This window comes from Streptomyces sp. NPDC088194 (genome assembly GCF_040702025.1).
Classification (GTDB): domain Bacteria; phylum Actinomycetota; class Actinomycetes; order Streptomycetales; family Streptomycetaceae; genus Actinacidiphila.
In genome coordinates this window covers 61563-80350 of the sequence record NZ_JBFBIV010000020.1, presented here as the reverse complement: position 1 = coordinate 80350, position 18788 = coordinate 61563, and the positions used below count along the sequence as shown (strand labels likewise).

9 protein-coding genes are annotated in these 18788 nt (G+C 75.8%); 4 read left to right on the top strand and 5 right to left on the bottom strand.

Translation table 11 applies throughout. The features are described from left to right. Positions 1-352: 352 nt before the first annotated feature. From AB0399_RS13690 to AB0399_RS13675, 4 genes are all read right to left on the bottom strand, one after another. On the bottom strand, positions 353-4189 hold the full coding sequence (locus AB0399_RS13690) for a DUF5682 family protein (protein ID WP_366411398.1): 3837 nt from the start codon (positions 4187-4189) through the stop codon (positions 353-355). Beyond that, positions 4176-5354: an AAA family ATPase gene (locus tag AB0399_RS13685; RefSeq protein ID WP_366411397.1), complete on the bottom strand. Its 1179-nt coding sequence runs from the start codon at positions 5352-5354 to the stop codon at positions 4176-4178. Before AB0399_RS13685 ends, AB0399_RS13690 begins: the two co-directional genes overlap by 14 nt. 80 nt (positions 5355-5434) lie before the next feature. After that, positions 5435-10825, bottom strand: coding sequence for a hypothetical protein (locus AB0399_RS13680; protein WP_366411396.1), 5391 nt, complete (start codon positions 10823-10825; stop codon positions 5435-5437). Next, positions 10822-11721: a DUF4132 domain-containing protein gene (locus tag AB0399_RS13675; RefSeq protein ID WP_366411395.1), complete on the bottom strand. Its 900-nt coding sequence runs from the start codon at positions 11719-11721 to the stop codon at positions 10822-10824. The genes AB0399_RS13680 and AB0399_RS13675 overlap by 4 nt, the downstream gene beginning before the upstream one ends. A 149-nt stretch (positions 11722-11870) precedes the next feature. Between AB0399_RS13675 and AB0399_RS13670 the strand changes: the two genes are divergently transcribed. The 4 genes from AB0399_RS13670 to AB0399_RS13655 all read left to right on the top strand — a co-directional run bounded on the left by AB0399_RS13670 (position 11871) and on the right by AB0399_RS13655 (position 16653). Next, a complete protein-coding gene (locus AB0399_RS13670; RefSeq protein ID WP_366411394.1) occupies positions 11871-12707 on the top strand; it encodes a sirohydrochlorin chelatase in 837 nt (278 codons plus the stop codon). Between the two features lie 209 nt (positions 12708-12916). Beyond that, positions 12917-14206, top strand: a complete 1290-nt coding sequence (locus AB0399_RS13665; protein ID WP_329369663.1) for a deoxyguanosinetriphosphate triphosphohydrolase — start codon at positions 12917-12919, stop codon at positions 14204-14206. 696 nt (positions 14207-14902) lie between these two features. Beyond that, the gene (locus tag AB0399_RS13660; protein WP_366411393.1) at positions 14903-16165 is read left to right on the top strand and encodes an FAD-dependent oxidoreductase; all 1263 of its coding nucleotides are present in this window, start codon (positions 14903-14905) and stop codon (positions 16163-16165) included. Between the two features lie 47 nt (positions 16166-16212). Next, complete coding sequence (locus AB0399_RS13655; protein WP_366411392.1) at positions 16213-16653, top strand: GNAT family N-acetyltransferase; 441 nt, start codon at positions 16213-16215, stop codon at positions 16651-16653. A gap of 82 nt (positions 16654-16735) precedes the next feature. On the opposite strand, the gene AB0399_RS13650 is transcribed toward AB0399_RS13655, so the two are convergent. After that, entirely contained in the window at positions 16736-18694 is a 1959-nt protein-coding gene (locus AB0399_RS13650) for a glycoside hydrolase family 9 protein (protein WP_366411391.1), read from the bottom strand. Positions 18695-18788: the final 94 nt, after the last annotated feature.

Sequence of the window (18788 nt, the reverse complement as noted above, 5' to 3'; positions counted from 1 at the left end):
GCGGGTGCGGCGTCGTCGTGGTTGGTCGCGCAGTTCCTCGCGCCCCTGGGTGTGTGCGGGCTTTTCCGTGGTGGTCCCGCCGCGTGGCGGGGGTTGCGGTGTCGTCGTGGTTGGTCGCGCGGTTCCTCGCGCCCCTGGGTTTGTGCGGGTTCTTGCGTGGTGGGGGTGGCGCCGTGGCTCGGTGCCGTGGATGGCGTTCACTGATGAGGGGCGCGGGGAACTGCGCGACAAGCCGTCCACCGGCGGGTGGTCCGGCGACTCGGCTGTCCGGGCTGGGCCTGCGGGCCCCCGGCTGCGCGCCCCCCGGTCCGTGGAAGGGGGCACCCCCCAAGGGCCGGCGAGCCGGGGGGAGTCAGGGGCGGCGGACCTGTTCGCCGATCCAGGACGCCAGTTGGAGGGGCCCGAGAGCGGCGACGGGCATACCCGCGCTGACGAGCTGCCCGGCCACGCCAGTGGAATAGCGGGGCCGCCCCGAATCGTCGAGCGAGGCACAACCGAGGACGCGGCAGCCGGAGTCGACCAGGGCCCGCACCTCCGCCAGGAGCGGTCCGAGCGCGTCGCCCTCCTCGAAGTCGCTGATGAGTACGACGAGCGTGCGGGAGGGCACCGTGACGAGGGTGCGGGCGTGGCGCAGCCCGCGGGCGATGGAGGTGCCGCCGCCGACCCGCACTTCGAGCAGGAGTGACAGCGGGTCGGACACCTGGTCGGTGAGGTCAAGGACTTCCGTGGAGAAGGCCACGAAGTGCGTGGTGAGCGCGGGCACCCCGGCGAGCACGGCCGCGGTGAGCGCGGCCCAGACCGTGGAGGACTCCATCGACCCGGACACGTCGACGACCAGGACGATCCGCCAGTCCGCCGAAGCGCGGGCGCGGGTGCGGAAGACCGGCCGTTCGGGCCGTACGGTGACCGCGCCGGTGACCGGATCGCGTTCGGCCGTCGCGAGGTTGGCGCGCAGCGTACGGGCCAGGTCCAGCGGGCCGCCCGGGCGGCGGGTGGGCCGCGGGTGGGTCAGGCCGACCAGCGCCGGCCGCATCCGGACCGCGAGTTCGCGGGTCAGCTCGCCGACGATACGGGCCACGAGCGGCCGCAGCCGGGCGAGTTGGCCCTCGGGCAGGCCGCCCGCGTAGGAGAGCACGGTACGCAGCAGATCCACCGAGGGGCGCGCCGACCGCGGGTCGATGGCGAGCGCGGCGTCCAGCCGGCCCGCCGATGCCGCCGCCGACAGCACTTCCTCCCGCACGTCCGCGCCGAACAGTTCCGCCAACTCCTCGCCCCACGCGCGCACATCCGGATACGGCGGGCCCTGGCCCCCTCCGCTGCCCGTCGCGCCGGGCACGCTCGCCGCGCCCTCGCCGCGCCCTGAGCCGTACAACTCGTCGAGCGCGGTGGCGATCCGCCCGGCCCGGCCGCCGCGCCCGCCGCCGTCCTCGACCTGCCCGAGCAGCAACTGCCAGCGGACGTCCGAGGTGATGCCGTCGGGTGCGGGTGCGGGTGCGGGTTCCTGCGGCTCGGGCCGCGGGGAGGCGGGTGCCTCGGCCGCGTCCGCCGTGGCAGGCTTCGGCCCGGCGGGGTTCGCCGTCGGCCCGGCGCTCTCCGTCGTGACGAGCGTCAACAACCCGCGGGCCGCGAGCACTTCGCGACCGGCGAGGTCCGCCGACGTGTGGCGGGCGAGCGTGTGCGGGTCGGTCGCGGTGGCCCCCCAGGACGCGGCCGGCGCGGACGGGTGGGCGCGGACCGTGGCGAGCAGGCGGGCGCGGGCGGCGGGGGAGAGGGCGTCGAAGCCGTGTCGCAGGGCCGGCAACCGGGTGAGGAAGGCGCGGTCGGGCAGTGCCGCGACGAGTTCGGTGACCGGGGCGAGCAGCGGGCCCGATTCGAGGAGCGGCCCGGCCGCGGTGAGCGCACCCGCGAGGAACGCGCCCAGGTCGGCACGGAGTTCGGGACCGGTCGCGCCGTACGCACGACCGGCCAGCGCCGTACCGAAGGCCGCGGGCGGGAGGTCGTCGAGCAGCACCCGGGTCGCGGCCGCGGCGCCCTTGATCAGCGGGGTGCCGTCGGCGGCCAGCCGGATCAGGGCGTCGCGGACCCGTAGCCCCGGCGGGCTGCCGCGGGTGGCGAGTTCGGCCAGCGCGCGGGCGTCGGCGGGGTCGTCGGAACCCGCCAGCCCGTCCAGCGCGCGAACGCCCGCCGCGGTGAGTCCGGCGAGCGCGGCGGCGACCCGCGCGGCCTCCCAATCCGCGGGCAGGCCGGGCAGCAGCCCGGCCGAGATCCGGTCGAGCAGCCGCATCGCGGAAAGGAGTTCGGGCAGCGTCCCGGCGGCCGGCAGCACATCGGCGGTCTCGGCGAGCCGGTCCGCCGCCGCGTCCGGCAGCCCGCACAGCGCCGACTCCTCGAAACCGGCCAGCACTTCGGCCGCCGTGGGGCCGCCGCGCCGCCGCTCGGCCAGCGCCCGCTGCCGCAGCAGACCGGCGGCGGCCTGCGCCAGGTCGGTGCCGTGAGCGGCCACGGCGTCCAGCATGGCGGCGGTCGCCGGGGTCCAGCCGACCGCCCAGCGGACACCGATGCCGATGCCCGCGCTCGCGCCGGTGTCGCCGTCGGGCGCGGCGGCCCCCGGCGATCCGGCCGGCCCGGACGCGCCCGGCGTTCCGAATGGCGTGCCCCCGCCGGGTACGACCTCGCCGTACGGCACCCGGCACACCGCCAGCCGACGCAGCGCCAACTCCCGCCTGCGGTCGAGCGGTGAGCGGTGCGGGTCGAGCCGCACCTCGCGCCGGTCCGGCGCATCCGGTGCGGGCAGCCGCAGTTCGGAGAGGAGCGCCTCGACGGCCGGGCCGAGCCCGGAGCGCGGGGTGCCGGGCGCGAGCCGCCCGTGCCGGGTGCCGACCAGCACGGACTCCAGTGCCTGCGCCACCACCCGTCCCCGGCCGAGCAGTTGGCCCTGCGCGAGAACCGTCTGCGCCGCCTCCAGCAACTCCGCACGCCCCGCGGCCGGCCGACCCCGCAGGGTCGCCAAGTCGCGCGCGTGGCGCACCACTTCGCGGGCATCCGGCGGCCCGCACGGATGGCCCGCGGCGCGTACGGCGACGCAGATCCGTACCGCCGTCGCCACCAGCAACGCGTCCAGCCGCTCCGCGTCCCCGGCCGCCTCCACGACACCCTGCTGCCACTCCGGGTCCCGGACTCCGGCGGGGTAGCCGGACCGCTCGTCCAGCAGCGCGAAGGTGTAGGGGACGAGCGAGGTGATGACATCGCCGGTCGCCGCGGGCGGTTCGGCCGCCACACCCGGTTCGGCCGCAGCAGGCGGTTCGGTCCCGCCGCCCGGTTCGGCGCCGGCCTCGGCGTCCGGCGCGTGCCGTGCCGCGCCCGGCAGCAGGGCCGGGGCGTGGAACGCGCCCACCAGCGCGACCGGCCGTACGGCGCCGCGCTCGGCCATCACGCGCCGCATGTGGGCCTCGCGGCGCAGGTCGTGGGGGTCGAGCCGGTCCTCCGTTGCGGCGTCGCGGCGGAGCGCCCAGCCGACCATGAGGGCGGCGCGGCGCAGCGACTCGGGCGCGCCGCCCGGGGCCGCGGACTCGACCAGGCGGTCCCAGAGGTCGTCCTCGGCGCGGCCCCCGGCACGCTCCCGCAACGCGTCCGCGAGGCCGCGCCGCGCGGGAGGGTGAAGGGTGCCCGCGCCGCCCCCTCCGCGGCGCGGGCCGTCTGTTTCGGGCGCCCCGACCGGCAGGTCGAACGCCACCACCGGCACCCCGGCCGCCCGCGCCCAGCGCAGCGCGGCGAGTTCCGGCGAGAACTCCGCGAAAGGCAGGAACACCAGCCCGCGCGGCCCGTGCCCCGCCAGCGCCACCGGCGGCAGCACATCGGGGTCGGCCAGGTGCGGCAGCCAGTTCCCGAAGTCCGCGGGCAGCTCCACGAACAGCACGTCGGGCGCCGCCGCGGCCAGCAGCTCCGGTACGGCGGCGGCCAGCGCGGGCGAGTGGTGGCGTACCCCGATCAGGTACGGCTCCCGGCAGCCCGCCAGCTCTCCCAACTCCGCCTCGACACAGTCGTGTTCGAAGCGGTCGGACCCGTCGGACCCGTCGGACCGGCCGAACTCGTCGACCTGGTCGGCCGGTTCGGCCCTGCCGGCCCGTTCGGGTTCCGCCTCCGCCGCAGCCCCGTTCGCGCCCTCCTCCGCCGCCTCAGCCGAGCGCATCGCGCAGCTCCCACAGCGTCCGCCACAGCGGCGCGCCCTGCTCCGCGCGGCGCCGTACCGGACCGTCCCAGTAGCCGAGCAGCCGGGCGTGGTCGGCCGGGTCGTCCTTGCGTACGGTGCCGAGCAGGTGCCCGGGCAGGGTGCGCAACGGGTCCCGGCCGTCGGGGAGATAGGCCGCGGCCAGGCCCATCGAGGTGGCGACGTGGACCGCTTCCGCGGTGCTCATCACCGTGGAGGGCCGCTCCACCTCCCAGCCTTCGGCGCTCTGGCCGCCGCGCAGGTCGCGGAAGGCGGTGACCAGTGCCTCCAGCACCGCCTGGTCGACGGCGAACTCGGCGCCGCCGCGGGCCAGCGCGGCCGTGGCCTGGGCGCGGACGAGCGCGGTCTCGGTGTCGAGGTCGTCGATCGGGCCGACCGTCTCGAAGTTGAACCGGCGCTTGAGGGCCGCGGACATCTCCGAGACGCCGCGGTCGCGGAGGTTGGCGGTGGCGATCACCGTGAAGCCGGGCACCGCGTGGACCGTGCCGTCCGTGCCGTCGCCGCTGTCGGCCAACTCGGGTACGGCCATGCGCCGTTCGGACAGGATCGACACGAGCGCGTCCTGCACCTCCGGCAGGCAGCGGGTGATCTCCTCGATCCGGGCCACCGCGCCGCGCGTCATCGCGGTGAGCACGGGGGAGGGCACGAGGGCCGCGCGGCTGGGGCCGTTGGCGAGCAGCGACGCGTAGTTCCAGCCGTAGCGGACCTGGTCCTCGGTGGTGCCCGCGGTGCCCTGGACGGTCAGCCCGCTGGTGCCGCACACGGCGGCGGCCAGCAGCTCCGACAGCATCGACTTGGCGGTGCCGGGCTCGCCGACCAGCAGCAGGCCCCGCTCCCCGGCGAGCGTCACCACGCACCGCTCCACCAGCGCCCGGTCGCCGACGAACTTCCGTGTCACCACCAGCTCGTGGGGCCCGTCGCCCGCCGGGGCGCCCTCAACTCCGTTGCCGGCGGCAGCGCGCAGCGGTTCGCCGCCCGAGCCGCAGACGAAGACGACCACCGCCCTCGGGGTCAGCCGCCAGCCGGGCGGGCGCGGTCCGCGGTCCCAGCCGGCCAGGAACGCCAGCTCCGCGGCGTACCGGTCCTCGGCCAACTCGATCTGCCGCCGGGCAGGTTGAGCGCTCACCACGCCACCGTCACCTTCGCTGTCCCCTTCACCCGCACCGTCGAACCCACCGGCCCCGGCGCGCTTCGTCCCGCGCTCGCTCATCGCCGTCCCCGTCCGGTTCGCCGCTGGGCGAACTTCTCGAACGCCGGCGGGTCGCCGTCCAGCACCCGCTGCCATGCCCGCCGGAACAGTTCGGGCACCGGCAGTTCCGGTATCGGCTGCGCGGCGAGGTCCAACTGCCCGGCGGAGAGCAGTTCCTGCTTCCACGACTCCAGCGGCAGTGCCGGCGCCGCGAGGTCGAGCCAGCCGCCGGGCAGGAAGAGGGAGCGACCGGACCGCGGCCGTTTCGCCTCCACCACCAGGTCGGTCGCGGCCAGTTCGGCCCTGGCCTGCTTCGCCCGGGCCGGCTTCCACCCGGTCCAGGCCGTGACGTTGCGGTCCGTCGGGTCGGGCAGCGCCAGCAGCATCAGGTACAGCGCGGCCGCATCCTGGGACAGGCCGAGCCGCTGCGCGGCCCGCGCGGTCAACTCCGGCACGCTGTGCGCCGGATACTGCGCGGCGCCCGCCGGACCGTCGGCGGCCACCGCGGCCGCCAGCCCCTCGCCGAGCACATCCCGCAGCGCCTGCACGTACGGGCCGCCGATTCCGGCGAAGCCGGACAGCAGCACGAGCGCCGGGTGGTCGGGGCCGCCCTCGGCGGAGGCGCCGGGCAGCACGGCCGCGGGCCGCAGCCACACCTCTTCGTGGGTCCTTCCGCGCAGCGGCGGCGCGAGGACGATCGCCGGTCCGACCCGGACCAGGCCGTCCGGTCCTTCGCCGCCGGTCGTCGGCAGGCCGTACGCCTCGCGCAACGCCACCGCGACCGGCTTGCCGGTGCCGCTCCAGGAGACGTTCAGGTCCAGCAGCAGTTCCTCGTCGGCGAGCCGCGCGCGCAGCGCGGCCAGGGTGTCGCGCAGCGGCGGGCGCAACGGGTCGCCGTACGGCAGCCGGTACGCCAGCCAGCGCAGCGCGCCGCTGTACTGCGGCAGGGTGGACCCGTACAGCATCGCCTCGGGACGGTCGGGCGCCAGCACGCGGTTCTCGTCGAGCCGCTGGCGGGTGCGGCCGTGCAGGGCGGTGGCGGCCTCGGAGTTGACCACCATCTCGGTCCACGCGCCGAAGTCGCCCTCCCGCTCGGCGCGTTCGACCAGCTCGATCGGCACCGGGCGCCGGTCGCCGTGGACGGACAGCCACGCGTCGGCGAGCGCGTCCGGGTCGAAACCGTCGAGCCACAGCCGGTCCACCGCGGCCGGATCGGCGGGCACGAGCGCCGCGAGGAAGCGGGTACGGTACTCGGTCGGCAGCCGGCGCAGCGCGTCACGCGCGGTGAGCGCGCGGGTCGGCCGCAGCCCGGCCAGGTCCAGCACCTCCGCGGGCGGCAGCCCCGACTTTCCGTAGCCGCCGAGCCCGGGCAGGCCGAGCAGCAGCAGGGCGGCCAACGACACGTCCACGCCGGTCCGTTCGGAGAACCGCTCGGCCGCCTCGGGGCGGTACGGCACCGGGCCGCGTTCGGCGACCCGCGCGATCAGGGCGGCCACCGCGGCCACCGCGGCGACCGGGGCCACCGCGGCCACCGCGGCCGGTTCGGCCGCACCGTCCGAACCCGCCCCACCGTCCTGGCTGTTCGGCCCGCCCGGTCCGGCCGAGCCGGCGCGCGCGAGGTCCGCGGCGGAGCCCAACACCCGGTCCTCGGTGAGCGAGAAGCCCTCCCACGGCCCGAACTTCCCGTCGGGCGCGAACTCGACCGCCTTCCAGCTCTGCCGCTCGTCGCCCTCGTCCTGCAAGAAGGAGAGGATCAGCAGCGACCGCTCGCCGCTGCGCCACACCTCCCCGACCCGCTCCGTGGCCTTCTTCCCGCTGACACTCAGCAGCCGCAGCCGGCCGCGCGGATCGGCGAGCAGCCCGCCCGACGCGCCCCCGCCCGACGCGCCACCGCCCGTCCCCGCACCAACACCCGCACCAACACCCGCACCCGCACCCGCACCCGCGTCGAGTCCGAGCACCGTGTGCAGGAACTCCACCAGGGCGGTGCGCTGTTCGGCGGGCGTGCCCGGGGCGGCGGCGCGCGCCGCCGCCGCGATGACACCGGGACCGGCGAGCGTGAGCCAGTCGATGGTGCGGCGGACGTGGCAGCGGCCGGCGATGCCGAAGCGGACGTCCTTGGGGCCCGGGAGAGCCGGGCGGGCCGGCTGGGTGCCCGCCTCGATCGCGTGGAGGGTGCGGAGCGTGCTCATCGTGTCGAAGGTGTGCCGGTCGGAGTACCCGAAGGGGTAGCCGCCGACCCGCACGGTGTCGATCAGCCCGCGCAGCGCCTCGTGGAGGATCGCGTCATGGGCGTGCGCGGCCTCGGCCGCCGGCTTCTCGGCACGGCGGCGGTTGCGGCGCTCGTGGAGCATCGCGATCCGCCGGGCCGCCGCGGCGGCGGTGCCGACGATCGAGGCGACGCCCTTGATCAGCAGCGGGTCGGTGATGCCCGGCAGCACCTTGCGTACGGCGGCGGGCACGTCGGCCTTCGCGTTCGGCACCGCGGCGAGCAGCGCGGCGGCCTGCTCGTCGGTGACCGCGCGCAGCACCGCGGAGCCCGCCTCGTCGCGGGGGCGCAGCGCGTGCCAGTACGACAGCGGCGGCACCAGGTCGGTGCCCTCCGCGTAGCGGTTGCCACGACCGCCGGTCTGCACGTCGCCCAGCTCGATGCCGTCCGCGTCGTACAGGTGGACCGTCTCGGACCAGCTGCTCTGGACGGCCGGGTGCAGTACGGCGCCGCCCGGCAGCCGCAGCGGCGGCAGGGGAGTGCCGCGCCCGGACGTCACCGGGCTGCGGCTGCCGTCCACCGAGCACGCGGTGTACGTGCCCGCCGCCTCGTCGTGCCGCACCCACCAGCCGAGCAGGCCGTCCTTGCTGCCGAACGGCGTCGCCTCCAGGCCGGGGGCGAGCGGAAGCAGGCGGGACGCGGGCTCGTCCACCCGCGTGCCGGCGCCGTCGCCGGCGAGGGCGCTGTCGAAGAAGGCCGGCAGGGAGGCGCGGCCGCGGACGGCCGCCGCCGGGTCGTACTCGTGCCAGCGGCCCTCGTGCAGCACCCAGTGCGAGATCCCGTCGCACGCGATCGGGCGGCGCTCGGCGAAGGAGGTGTCGCCGGGCAGCACCGGCCGGGAGCCGTAGCAGCGGCCACCGCCGGCCAGCGCGAGCGACGCCGGGCCGGCGCCGCGGTGCGGCGCGTCCAGGTGGCCGGCCGGTCGGAAGGTGTCGGCGGGCCGCCCGGACCAGGCCGCGCGCCGCTCGTCGCCGTAACCGGACGCGATCAGCCACTGGCCGTCGACCAGGCGCACGGTGGGCCGCAGCCAGGAGTACGGGTTCGGCGCGGGCAGGGTCAGGGTGCGCTCGTCCAGCACCGCGTCCGGCCCGACAGCGGCCACATGGGTGCCGGATATGACGATCAACGCGGGCCAGGCGTCGTCGAGTTGGAACCACTGGTCATTCTTGACCGCGCGCATCCGCCCCGCGACATAGGAGTCGAGGGCGGGCCAGCCCAACTCGTCGAGGACGCCCGCGCGCAGGGCACGGGCCAGGACGGGCGCCACGTCGAACGCGGTGAGCCGGTCCACGGCGCCGGGCGCGGTGGCCAGCACAGCGGGGTCGCCGAACGGGGCGAGGCGCGTCAACTGGCGGTCGAGACCGGGCAGTCCGAGCGGCCGGTCCAGGTCGTCGGCGCGGTCGGCGAGCCATCCGCCGACAGCCGCGCCCAGCACCGGGTGTTCGGCCAGCGTCAGCAGGCCCTCCGGCCCGTCGCTCCGGTTGGCGACCTGTTCGACGGAAGCGCGCAGCAGCGGTGCGTACCTTGGGTCGGCGGCGACCGCGGCCAGGTCGCGGCGGCCGGGGTTGTCGTCGGCCAGCCAGCCGGCCAGGTTGATGGAGACGCCCTTGTGCGGGTCGGCGACCGGCACGCCCGCGGCCAGACACGCGTCCAGCAGGTCGGGGGCGATGTCGCGGTGGCCGCGCTCGGCGGTCAGCCGCACCGGCTCGCCGTCGCGGACCAGCCGCGGCGCGAACCGTTCCACCAACTCCAGTTCCGCCGGCATCCGTTCGTCCGTCCGGCGGTAGCCGCGCTGCCGGAACCGCGCCCACTGCCCGAACCACCACGCGGCGCCGGGCACGTCCTGGTGCGCGTCGCCGGCGGGTTCAGGGGCGGCGGTACCGGCAACGGATTCGGCACCGGCACCGGCGGTGCCGCCCTCGGCGAGCAGCGTGAACGCCCCGGATTCCTGCAGCAGTTCGAGCCACAGCGTGTCGATCGCGGCCCTGCCCTCGGCGGCGTTGCCGGCCTCGGCGGGGAACAGGCGCAGCAGCCGGACCCGGGCGGTGCGGCTGTCGCGGGCGGCGGTCAGCAGCGCGCCGCGGGCGGACTTCCAGAACGACAGCGCGGCGCGGCCGATCGCGCTGGTGCCGAGCAGTTCGCCGACGAGTGCGGCCTCCTCCGCGGGGGCGTCCCGCCCGGCGGCCCTGGCCAGCCGGCGCAGGTCCTCCATCAGCCCGGCGTGCGGCGGCAGTCCGGCGCCGGCCCGCTCCATGCACAGCAGCCGGAACTGGGTGAACGCGGTCTCGGGCGAGAGGCGTTCGGACAGTCCCCTGGCCTGCTCGCGCAGCGTCTTCCCGCTGAGCGCCCCGGCCGCGGCGAACTCCAGGAAGACCTCGCGCAGCCGCTCCTCGTCGATCGCCAGGGCGTGCCGCCGCTCGGCGTCGCGCGCCTTGCCGAAGTACATGGACGCGTACGTCGTCGACTCGGCGGCGAGGAAGATCCGCGCCACCTCCTCGTAGTACGTGGGCAGGAAGTGCGGCACCGAGCGGTCCAGCCGCTCGCCGATCTCGGAGAAGCCGTCCTTCGCGTGGCCGGGCTTGGTGGCGGCGAGCCGGGTCAGCCGCTCCATCTCCTTCACCACGGCGAGCGCGTGGCGGGAGTTGGCCGGGTCGTTCACCAGGGCCCAGGCCGGGAAGCCGAGGGACTGCCGCAGCACCCGGCCGACCGGGACCACCGTGTCAGCCGTGTCCGCCGTGTCCGCGGGTTCGGTCGTCGCGGGGGTGCCGGCGGCGTCCGTGCTCCCGGTGCTCTCCGTACTCTCGCCGGTCTCCGCGCTTTCAGGGGCCTGCGAGGCCCCGGCCGCGAACCCCGGTGCGAAGCCCAGGTATTCGAGCGACAGGTCCTCCGCCGTGCCCAGCGCCTCCGGCACGAGCCGCACGACCGTACGGCCGTCCAGGACGGGGTGCGCGTAAGCGCGGGCGACCAGCACGTCCGTCGCGTCGCCCGGCCGGTCGGACCCGGCGGTCGAACCGGCCCTCCCCGCAGCCGTGTTGGAGCGCGCGGCCGGCGCCGTACCCGACGCCGCACCAACCTCCTTGCCCGCCTGCCGATCGAGCGGCAGCACCGCCCCCGCGGCCAGCAGATCCCCGTCGTTCATCGCTTCCCCTCCACGCCCTCTTCGGTCTCCTCGGGCACGACCCGCCCCGCGTACAGCGCCGACGCCATCCGGTGCCCCTCCGACCACGCCACCGGGTCCACCTCGGACAGCCGCAGCCGGCCACCCCCGCTGCCGCGCCACTCCAACTCCCCGGTGACGGCCTCCGCTTCGGGGTAGTCCGAGCCGAGCCACAGCGCCGCCTCCACCGGCCGCCCGGCCGCCATGACCTGGCAGACCGCGTGGCCGCCGCGCACCCGGTAACCGAGCTGCGTGGCACGGGCGGTGGCATGCCGCAACTGGGCGAACCGGCCGCCCGCGTACGTGTCCAGGACCGTCGCCGCGCCGTCGGTCCCCGGTCCGCGCCGCCACACCTCGCGGAAGAGCTGGCCGACGCTCTGCCGAACCTCCAACTCGGCGGCGAACTCGCGGAGTTCGTCGAGGTCGGCGGGATCGGTGAGCAGCACCGGGTGCGGTATCAGCACGGCGGGTACGGTCAGCCGCACCGAGTCGCCGTCGAGGTCGACCACGCCGAGGCCGCGCTCGGGGTCGGCGTCCCGCAGGAAGCCGGCCCGGGCCAGGTCCGGGCCGCCGTCCTCGGCGAGCGGCGCCACCACCAGGTCCCGCAGCGCCGCCTGCCAGGCCGCGTCGGGCCAGACCCGGGCGATCAGGGCGGCCGGCACCGGCAGCGAGCGCACCAGCCAGGCGTCGGCCTGCGCCAGGCACTCCCGTTCGTGGCGTTCCAGCCACTCCGCGAGCTGCTGGAGCCGCACCACCTCGGGGTCCGTGCGCAACTTGCCCGGCACCTGCTTCAACGCCCGCCCCGCGGCGTTACGGCACACCACCCGCGCGCCGTCCAGCGTCACGGCATAGCCGCCCGCCGCCTCGATCCAGCCCATTCCCCGGTCCCCTCCAGCACGTTCGCTTGCGAGGTGGATCACAGTAGAAGGGGGCACCGACAATCGCGGGCCGGTTCCGGTTCGGGTTCCGGTTCCGACACCCGCGGTCGGAGCGGCCACCCGGGGCAAACCAGGGTGATCATGGAGGTATGGACGCGCACGCCGGTTCGCACCGTAGCCCGCACGGAGACGAGCGGACCGTCACCCGTCGGGGCCCGGCCCCGCCCGCCGCCCGTACGGCCACGATCCCGCCCGCCGCCGCGTCGCCCACCACCTCTCCGTCCACCGCCCTCACCCGCCGCCCACCCGCCCTGGTCGCCGTCGGCCACGGGAGCCGCGACCCGCGCGCCGCACGCGTGCTCGCCGACCTGGCCGCCCAGGTCCGTATCCTGCGCCCCGGGACCGAGGTGGAGGTCGGGTACGTCGAGTTGAACCGCCCCCTGGTGGGCGAGGTGCTGGCGGGACTGGCCGGAGAGGTCGTCGTCGTACCGCTGCTGTTCGGCCGCGGTCACCACGTCAAGCACGACCTGCCCTACGCCCTTGCCGCGGCCGCGCACCTGCGGGGAGCGGTCGCCGCGCCGCTCGGGCCGCACCCGCTGCTCGCCCGCGCCCTGCACGACCGGCTCGCGCAGGCCGGGTGGACCGCCCGCGGCCAGGCGGTGGTGCTGGCCGCCGCGGGCTCCCGCGACCCGGAGCCGGCCCGCGACACGGAGCGTACGGCCGCGCTGCTCGCCGCCCGGCTCGGCGGCGTGCCGGTCGTCCCCGCCTACGCCTCCGCCGCGCGCCCCACCGTGCCGCAGGCCGTGGCCGAACTCGCCGGGCGCGGTCTGCGCGAGATCGCGGTCGCGTCCTGCTTCACCGCGCCCGGGCGGTTCGCCGCGCAGAGCGAGGCCGCGGCCCCCTGGATCGTCTCCGCACCGCTCGGCGCCCACCCGGCGCTCGCCGAACTGGTGCTGCACCGCTACGACGAGGCGTGCGCGGGCTGAGGGCCTGACGTCCGGCAGGGACCGGATCAGGGCGCGGCCGCCCACGGACCGGCCTGACCCCGCGCACCCGCCCCGGTCACCGCTGTCCCTCGCCGCTTCCCGCCGCTTCCCGCCGCTTCCCGACGCCTTCCCGCCCGTACGATCATCCGTCCGTAGGCGGGGCGGCTCGCACCAGCCGCCGGTCGCTCCGGCCGGTTACCGTCGTCGGTATGGACGGAAACCAGCCGCGCGGCTACACCGAGGCCGACCTGGAGCGCTACGTACCCGAGCCGGACAAGCGGCCCGGGCGCACCGCCTTCCAGCGGGACCGGGCGAGGGTGCTGCACTCGGCGGCGCTGCGCCGGCTGGCCGGGAAGACCCAGGTCGTCGACCCGGAGGCGGGCGGCACCGCGGACACCGACACCAGCCCGCGCACCCGGCTGACCCACTCCCTGGAGTGCGCGCAGGTCGGCCGCGAACTGGGAGCCGCGCTCGGCTGCGACCCCGACCTGGTGGAGACCGCCTGCCTGGCGCACGACCTCGGCCACCCGCCCTTCGGGCACAACGGCGAGATGGTGCTCGCCGAGTTCGCCGCGGACTGCGGCGGCTTCGAGGGCAACGCGCAGAGCCTGCGGCTGCTGACCCGGATCGAGCCGAAGCGGTTCACCCGGGCGACCGACCCGGCGACCGGGGAGTCCGCACTCGTCAGCGTCGGCCTCAACCTCACCCGCGCCGCGCTCGACGCCGCCACCAAGTACCCGTGGCCGCGCGGCGGTCACCCCACTGACCCCGGCTCCCGCAAGTTCGGGGTCTACCCGGACGACCTGCCGGTCTTCGGGTGGCTGCGCCAGGGCGCGCCCGAGGGCCGTACCTGCTTCGAGGCGCAGGTCATGGACTGGGCCGACGACGTCGCGTACTCCGTGCACGACGTCGAGGACGGCCTCCAGGCCGGGCACATCGATCCCCGCGCGCTGTCGGCCGGCCCCGAACGGGCCGAGGTCTTCGACTGCGCGCGCGACCGCTACGTCCCGCGCGACACCTCGCCCGCGGAACTCGCGGAAGCCCTCGACCGCCTCCTCGCGCAGCCCTGGTGGCCGCACCACCACGACGACTCCGCGCTCGGCCAGGCCCGCCTCAAGGACGCGGCGTCCCAGCTCATCGGGCGGTTCTGCCTCGCCGCGGAATCCGCGACCAGGCGGCGGTACGGGACCGCGCCCCTCACCCGCTACGGTGCGGAACTCGTCGTACCGCGCGAGCAGCGGCTCGAATGCGCCGTCCTCAAGGCCGTCGCCGACCGCTACGTCATGCAGCGCGCGGCCCAGGCGCGGCGGCGCGCCGAGCAGCGCGTGGTGATCGGCGAGCTCGCGGAGACGCTGCTCGCCGGCGCTCCCGACGGGCTCGACCCGCAGTTCCGGGCGATCTTCGAGAGTGCGGGTGACCCTGCGGGGCGCCGGCGCGCGGTCGTCGATCAGATCGCGTCGCTCACGGATGCCGCCGCGACGAATCGTCTCCGACGGTGACGGGACCCTCCGCGGCGTCCGGTCCTGGCCGCCCCGGGACCACCTCCCGGTGGGGGGTTCTCGCGCAGTTCCCCGCGCCCCTTGTCGTGCTCGGCTCCTCCGCGAAACGAACCTCGCTTCCCCCTCGCCGCCCGATGTACCGCTCCCTCGGCCACCTCCATCGCCGCGCTGGCCTCCCGCCCCGTCTGCCCCTGCTGGCCGGTTGCCGGGCCGCCTGCCGGTGGTCTGCTGGTCGCGCAGTTCCCCGCGCCCCTGTGGGGGTTCCCGTCGTCTGCAGTGGACGGTCACGGCGAGGGGGACCGGCACTTTTCAGGGGTGGTCAGCCACAACAAGGGGCGCGGGGAACTGCGCGACAAGCCCTCCACCGGGGGAAGGTCCGGGAACCGTGGTGGAGGGGCAGGGCCGGCGGGTGCCCAGCCCGCCAGTGAACGTGCCAGAGCAAAGGGAACCCGGGTGGATGGGAGGAGTGAGGTGCGTTTCGCGGAGGAGCCGTACGTGCCCAGGGGCGCGGGGAACTGCGCGACAAGCCCACCACCGGGAGGTGGTCCCGGGGCCGACAGGACGAGGCACCCCGGGGGGTCAGGGGCACCGTGCAATGATCAACGGGTGGGACGGACCGGCGCGGCGCCCTTCCCGTCCGGGCCGCCGTGCGGGACGCTCAGCAGGGCAACGGACAACCCGCCGGGGAGGCACACTGTGGTCGACGCGCACCAGACCTTCGTGATCGTCGGAGCCGGCCTCGCCGGAGCGAAGGCCGCGGAGACGTTGCGTGCCGAGGGTTTCACCGGCCGGGTGATACTGATCGGCGACGAGCGCGACCACCCGTACGAACGCCCACCCCTCTCCAAGGGATTCCTGAACGGCAGCGCGGAACGGGACTCCGTCTTCGTGGAGCCGGCCACCTGGTACGCGGAGCACGACGTCGAACTCCACCTCGGCCAGCCGGTGGTGAACCTCGACCGCGCCGCGCACACCGTCACCCTGGGCGACGGCACCGTCCTGCAGTACGACAAACTCCTGCTCGCGACGGGTGCGGAGCCGCGCCGGCTGGACATCCCGGGCACCGACCTGGCCGGCGTGCACCACCTGCGCCGCCTCGCCCACGCGGAGCGGCTGAAGCACGTGCTGACCAGCCTCGGCCGGGAGAACGGCCACCTGGTGATCGCCGGCGCCGGCTGGATCGGCCTGGAGGTGGCCGCCGCCGCCCGCGGCTACGGCGCCGAGGTCACCGTGGTGGAACCCGAGCCGACCGCGCTGCACGGCGTGCTCGGCCCCGAGATCGGCTCGGTCTTCACCGACCTGCACACCGAGCACGGGGTGCGCTTCCACTTCGGCAGCCGGCTCACCGAGATCACCGGCCAGGACGGCATGGTGCTGGCGGCCGTCACCGACGACGGCACCGAGCACCCCGCGCACGACGTGCTCGCCGCGATCGGCGCCGCCCCCCGCACCGCGCTCGCCGAGGCGGCCGGGCTCACCCTCGCCGACCGCGCCCAGGGCGGCGGCATCGCCGTGGACGCCTCCCTGCGCACCTCCGACCCCGACATCTTCGCGGCCGGCGACGTCGCCAACGCGGAGAACCCGCTGCTCGGGGGCCGGCTGCGGGTCGAGCACTGGGCGAACGCCCTCAACGGCGGCCCCGCCGCGGCCCGCGCCATGCTCGGGCAGCAGGTCAGCTACGACCGTGTGCCGTACTTCTTCTCCGACCAGTACGACCTCGGCATGGAGTTCTCCGGGAACGCCGCGCCCGGGTCGTACGACCAGGTGGTGTGCCGCGGCGACGTCGGCAAGCGGCAGTTCATCGCGTTCTGGCTGAGCGAGGGGCGGGTGCTCGCCGGGATGAACGTGAATGTGTGGGATGTCACCGAACCCATCCAGAACCTGATCCGCGACGGCCGCCCGGTCGACCCCGAGGCGCTGTCCGACCCCTCCGTGCCGCTAGCCTCGTTCCTGGACTGACCAGGAGGTTCCTGGACCGCCAGCAACGAACGCGGAGGAAGTACCGTATGCGCACCGCCGTCGTACCCGTCGAGGAGATCTTCGCGTTGCGCTGGGCGGTGCTGCGCACCGGCATGCCGCGCGAGGCCGCCGTCTATCCGGAGGACGCGCGCGCCGACACCTTCCACATAGCCGCCTACGACGACGCGGGCGCGATCCAGGCGTGCGTCACCTTCTTCCCCGACCCCCTGCCGGGCGAGGCCGCCCTCGCGTACCGCTTCCGCGGCATGGGCAGCTCCGTCGAGGCGCGGGGAGCCGGTTACGGTGCCGCGGCCCTGCGCGCGGGCCTGCGGGAGGCCGCCGCCCGGGGCGCGCAGGTCGTCTGGTGCAACGGCCGGACCTCCGCGAAGGGTTTCTACGAGCACTTCGGGTTCACCGCCACGGGTGCGGAGTTCCAGTTGGAGCCGAGCGGACCCCACTTCGTCTTCGTGACCAAGGAACTGGGGTGACGCCCCTTCCGGGGCGCCCCCCGCGTGCCTGACGGGCCTGACCCGCCTGACCTGCCTGACGGACCTGACCCGCCTGACGTCCTCAACGTCCCCGGGCGGAGAGGGTGAACGCGAGGAGCCCGGAGGCGTCCATGTCCAGCGCGGGTTCTGAGCTCTGCCAGGAGCGCACGTCGTCCGCGTAGGTGCTGCCGTGCCCGGTGAAGGGGGCGAAGGGCTCGCCGCTGGGCGGGCAGGCCCGCATCCCGTCGAGGTAGTCGCCGAGGCCGCCCTCGAACTGGTCCGAGCCGTTGGGCCCGTTGACGATCGCGCCGACCTCCAGCGGCCGTTTGCCGTCCAAGCTGCCCGCCAGGTTGCCGAGTTGGCCGGCGGTGCACTGCGGAAAGGTGGTGCCCTCGCCGACGACGAAGGACGTGCCCCAGGCGTTCGCGCCCAGCACCCAGTCGAGTTGCCGGACGGCGAACCGGTCGAAGGTGTGGTCGCCGGTGGCGGCGGCGTACAGGCGCGCGGTGGCGGCCAGCCCCAGCGTGTGCGAGTCGGCGTCGAAGTCGTCGTAGACCGCGCCCGCGTGGAAGGGGTCGGCCTGCGCGCGGGCCTGGCCGGTGGCGAGTTGGGCCCTGACGTAGCCGGTGAGCTGCTGTGCGGTGGCGGCGAGGCCGGTGGTGTGTCCGGCGGTGTGCCCGGCCGCCTTGACCGCGCGGGCCAGGTCGAGATCGGCGAGCGCGCTCGTGTCGTACATGTTGAGCGTGTCCGTGTCGGCCTCGCTCTGGTGCCCCTTGGCCCACTTCGTGCCCTGCGCCAGCCAGCCGCCGGCCCGCGGGTCGTGCAATTGCTGTGCGGCCAGGGCGAGTTCGGCGCCGCCGAAGGCGAGGTCGTCCTGCCAGCTGGTCTCGGGGTAGTAGCCGGCCGGCACGGTGGTGACGAGGGCGCCCGGGTGGGTGTCGGCCAGGCCGTAGATCTGCGCGGCCGTCGCGAGGTAGCCGCGGGCCTTGGCGCGGTCGGTGTGCGCGTAACTCTGCGCGGCGAGCGCGAAGTCGGCGGCGAGCCGGCCGGCCTGGTTGGGGCTGATCTTCGAGCCGGGCGCGCCGGCCGCGAAGACCGGGCGGTTCTTCAGGAACGGGTGCGCGCTGTCGGTGTCGTCCAGCTCCGGCAGCCGCCACACGTCGTGGTCGCCGACGACGCTGCCGCTCTCCGTGCCCGAGCCGAGGCCGACCTGGATGTAGAGGGTCTTCGTGCTGCCGTCCCACATCTTGTCCAGCCAGTCCAGGCCGTACCGGGCCTCGGCGCCCAGCGGGGTGGTGGGTCCGGCGCCGCTGTCCCGGCCGGCGATCTCCAGCGCGGCGACCGCGTAGGAGGTGGTCTCGGTGAACTTCAGGTAGTCGCCCGCGTCGAACCAGCCGCCGGAGACGTCCACCGGTCCGCCGATCCTCTTCGGGGCGGCCTTGATCGTGTCGCTCTCGTCGGGGTCGGTGAAGGTCGGCCAGGCGTAGACGGAGGCGTGCGTGTCGTTGAGGTGCGCGGGCTTGCGGTCGAGCTGCCCGGGGATGGTGCCGGCGCCGTCGCGCTGGGCCTGGAAGAACGCGGCGGTGTCGGTGGCGGGCTTGCCGAAGACGGACTTCGGGGTGCCGATGGTGAAGACGGGCGAGCTGCCGGTGGCGCCGCCGCCGACCACCAGGTGGTAACGGCCCGGGGTGCGGACCGCGTCGAAGTCGATGGCGTACACCGCCTGGTAGGCGGCGTTCCACTTGCCCAGGCTCGGGCCGGTCCGGCCCGCCGCGACCGTACGGCCACTGGTGCCCACCAGCCGCCAGCGCGCGCCCTTCACCGGGGACCCGGCGAGCAGGAACGCCTCCTTGGCGCCGGTCGCCGCGTAGCCGACCTGGTTCACCCGGACCAGGTCGTGCGGGGCGGCCGCGGCGTCGGCGGTTGAACCGGTCAGCGACAGCGCGGCCAGTAGCCCCGCCGCGGTCAGACCGCTCGCGGCGGCCGTCGTGATCCTGCGCAACCCCGCCCGACGGGCGGTCCCCACTCTGACCGAGGGCATACGGCGGCGTCTCCTCGTGGATTAGGAAAGCTTCCTAACGAATACGGAGGAAGCTAGTGCCGCCCCGCCCACGGGTCAATGCGTCCGACCCGAC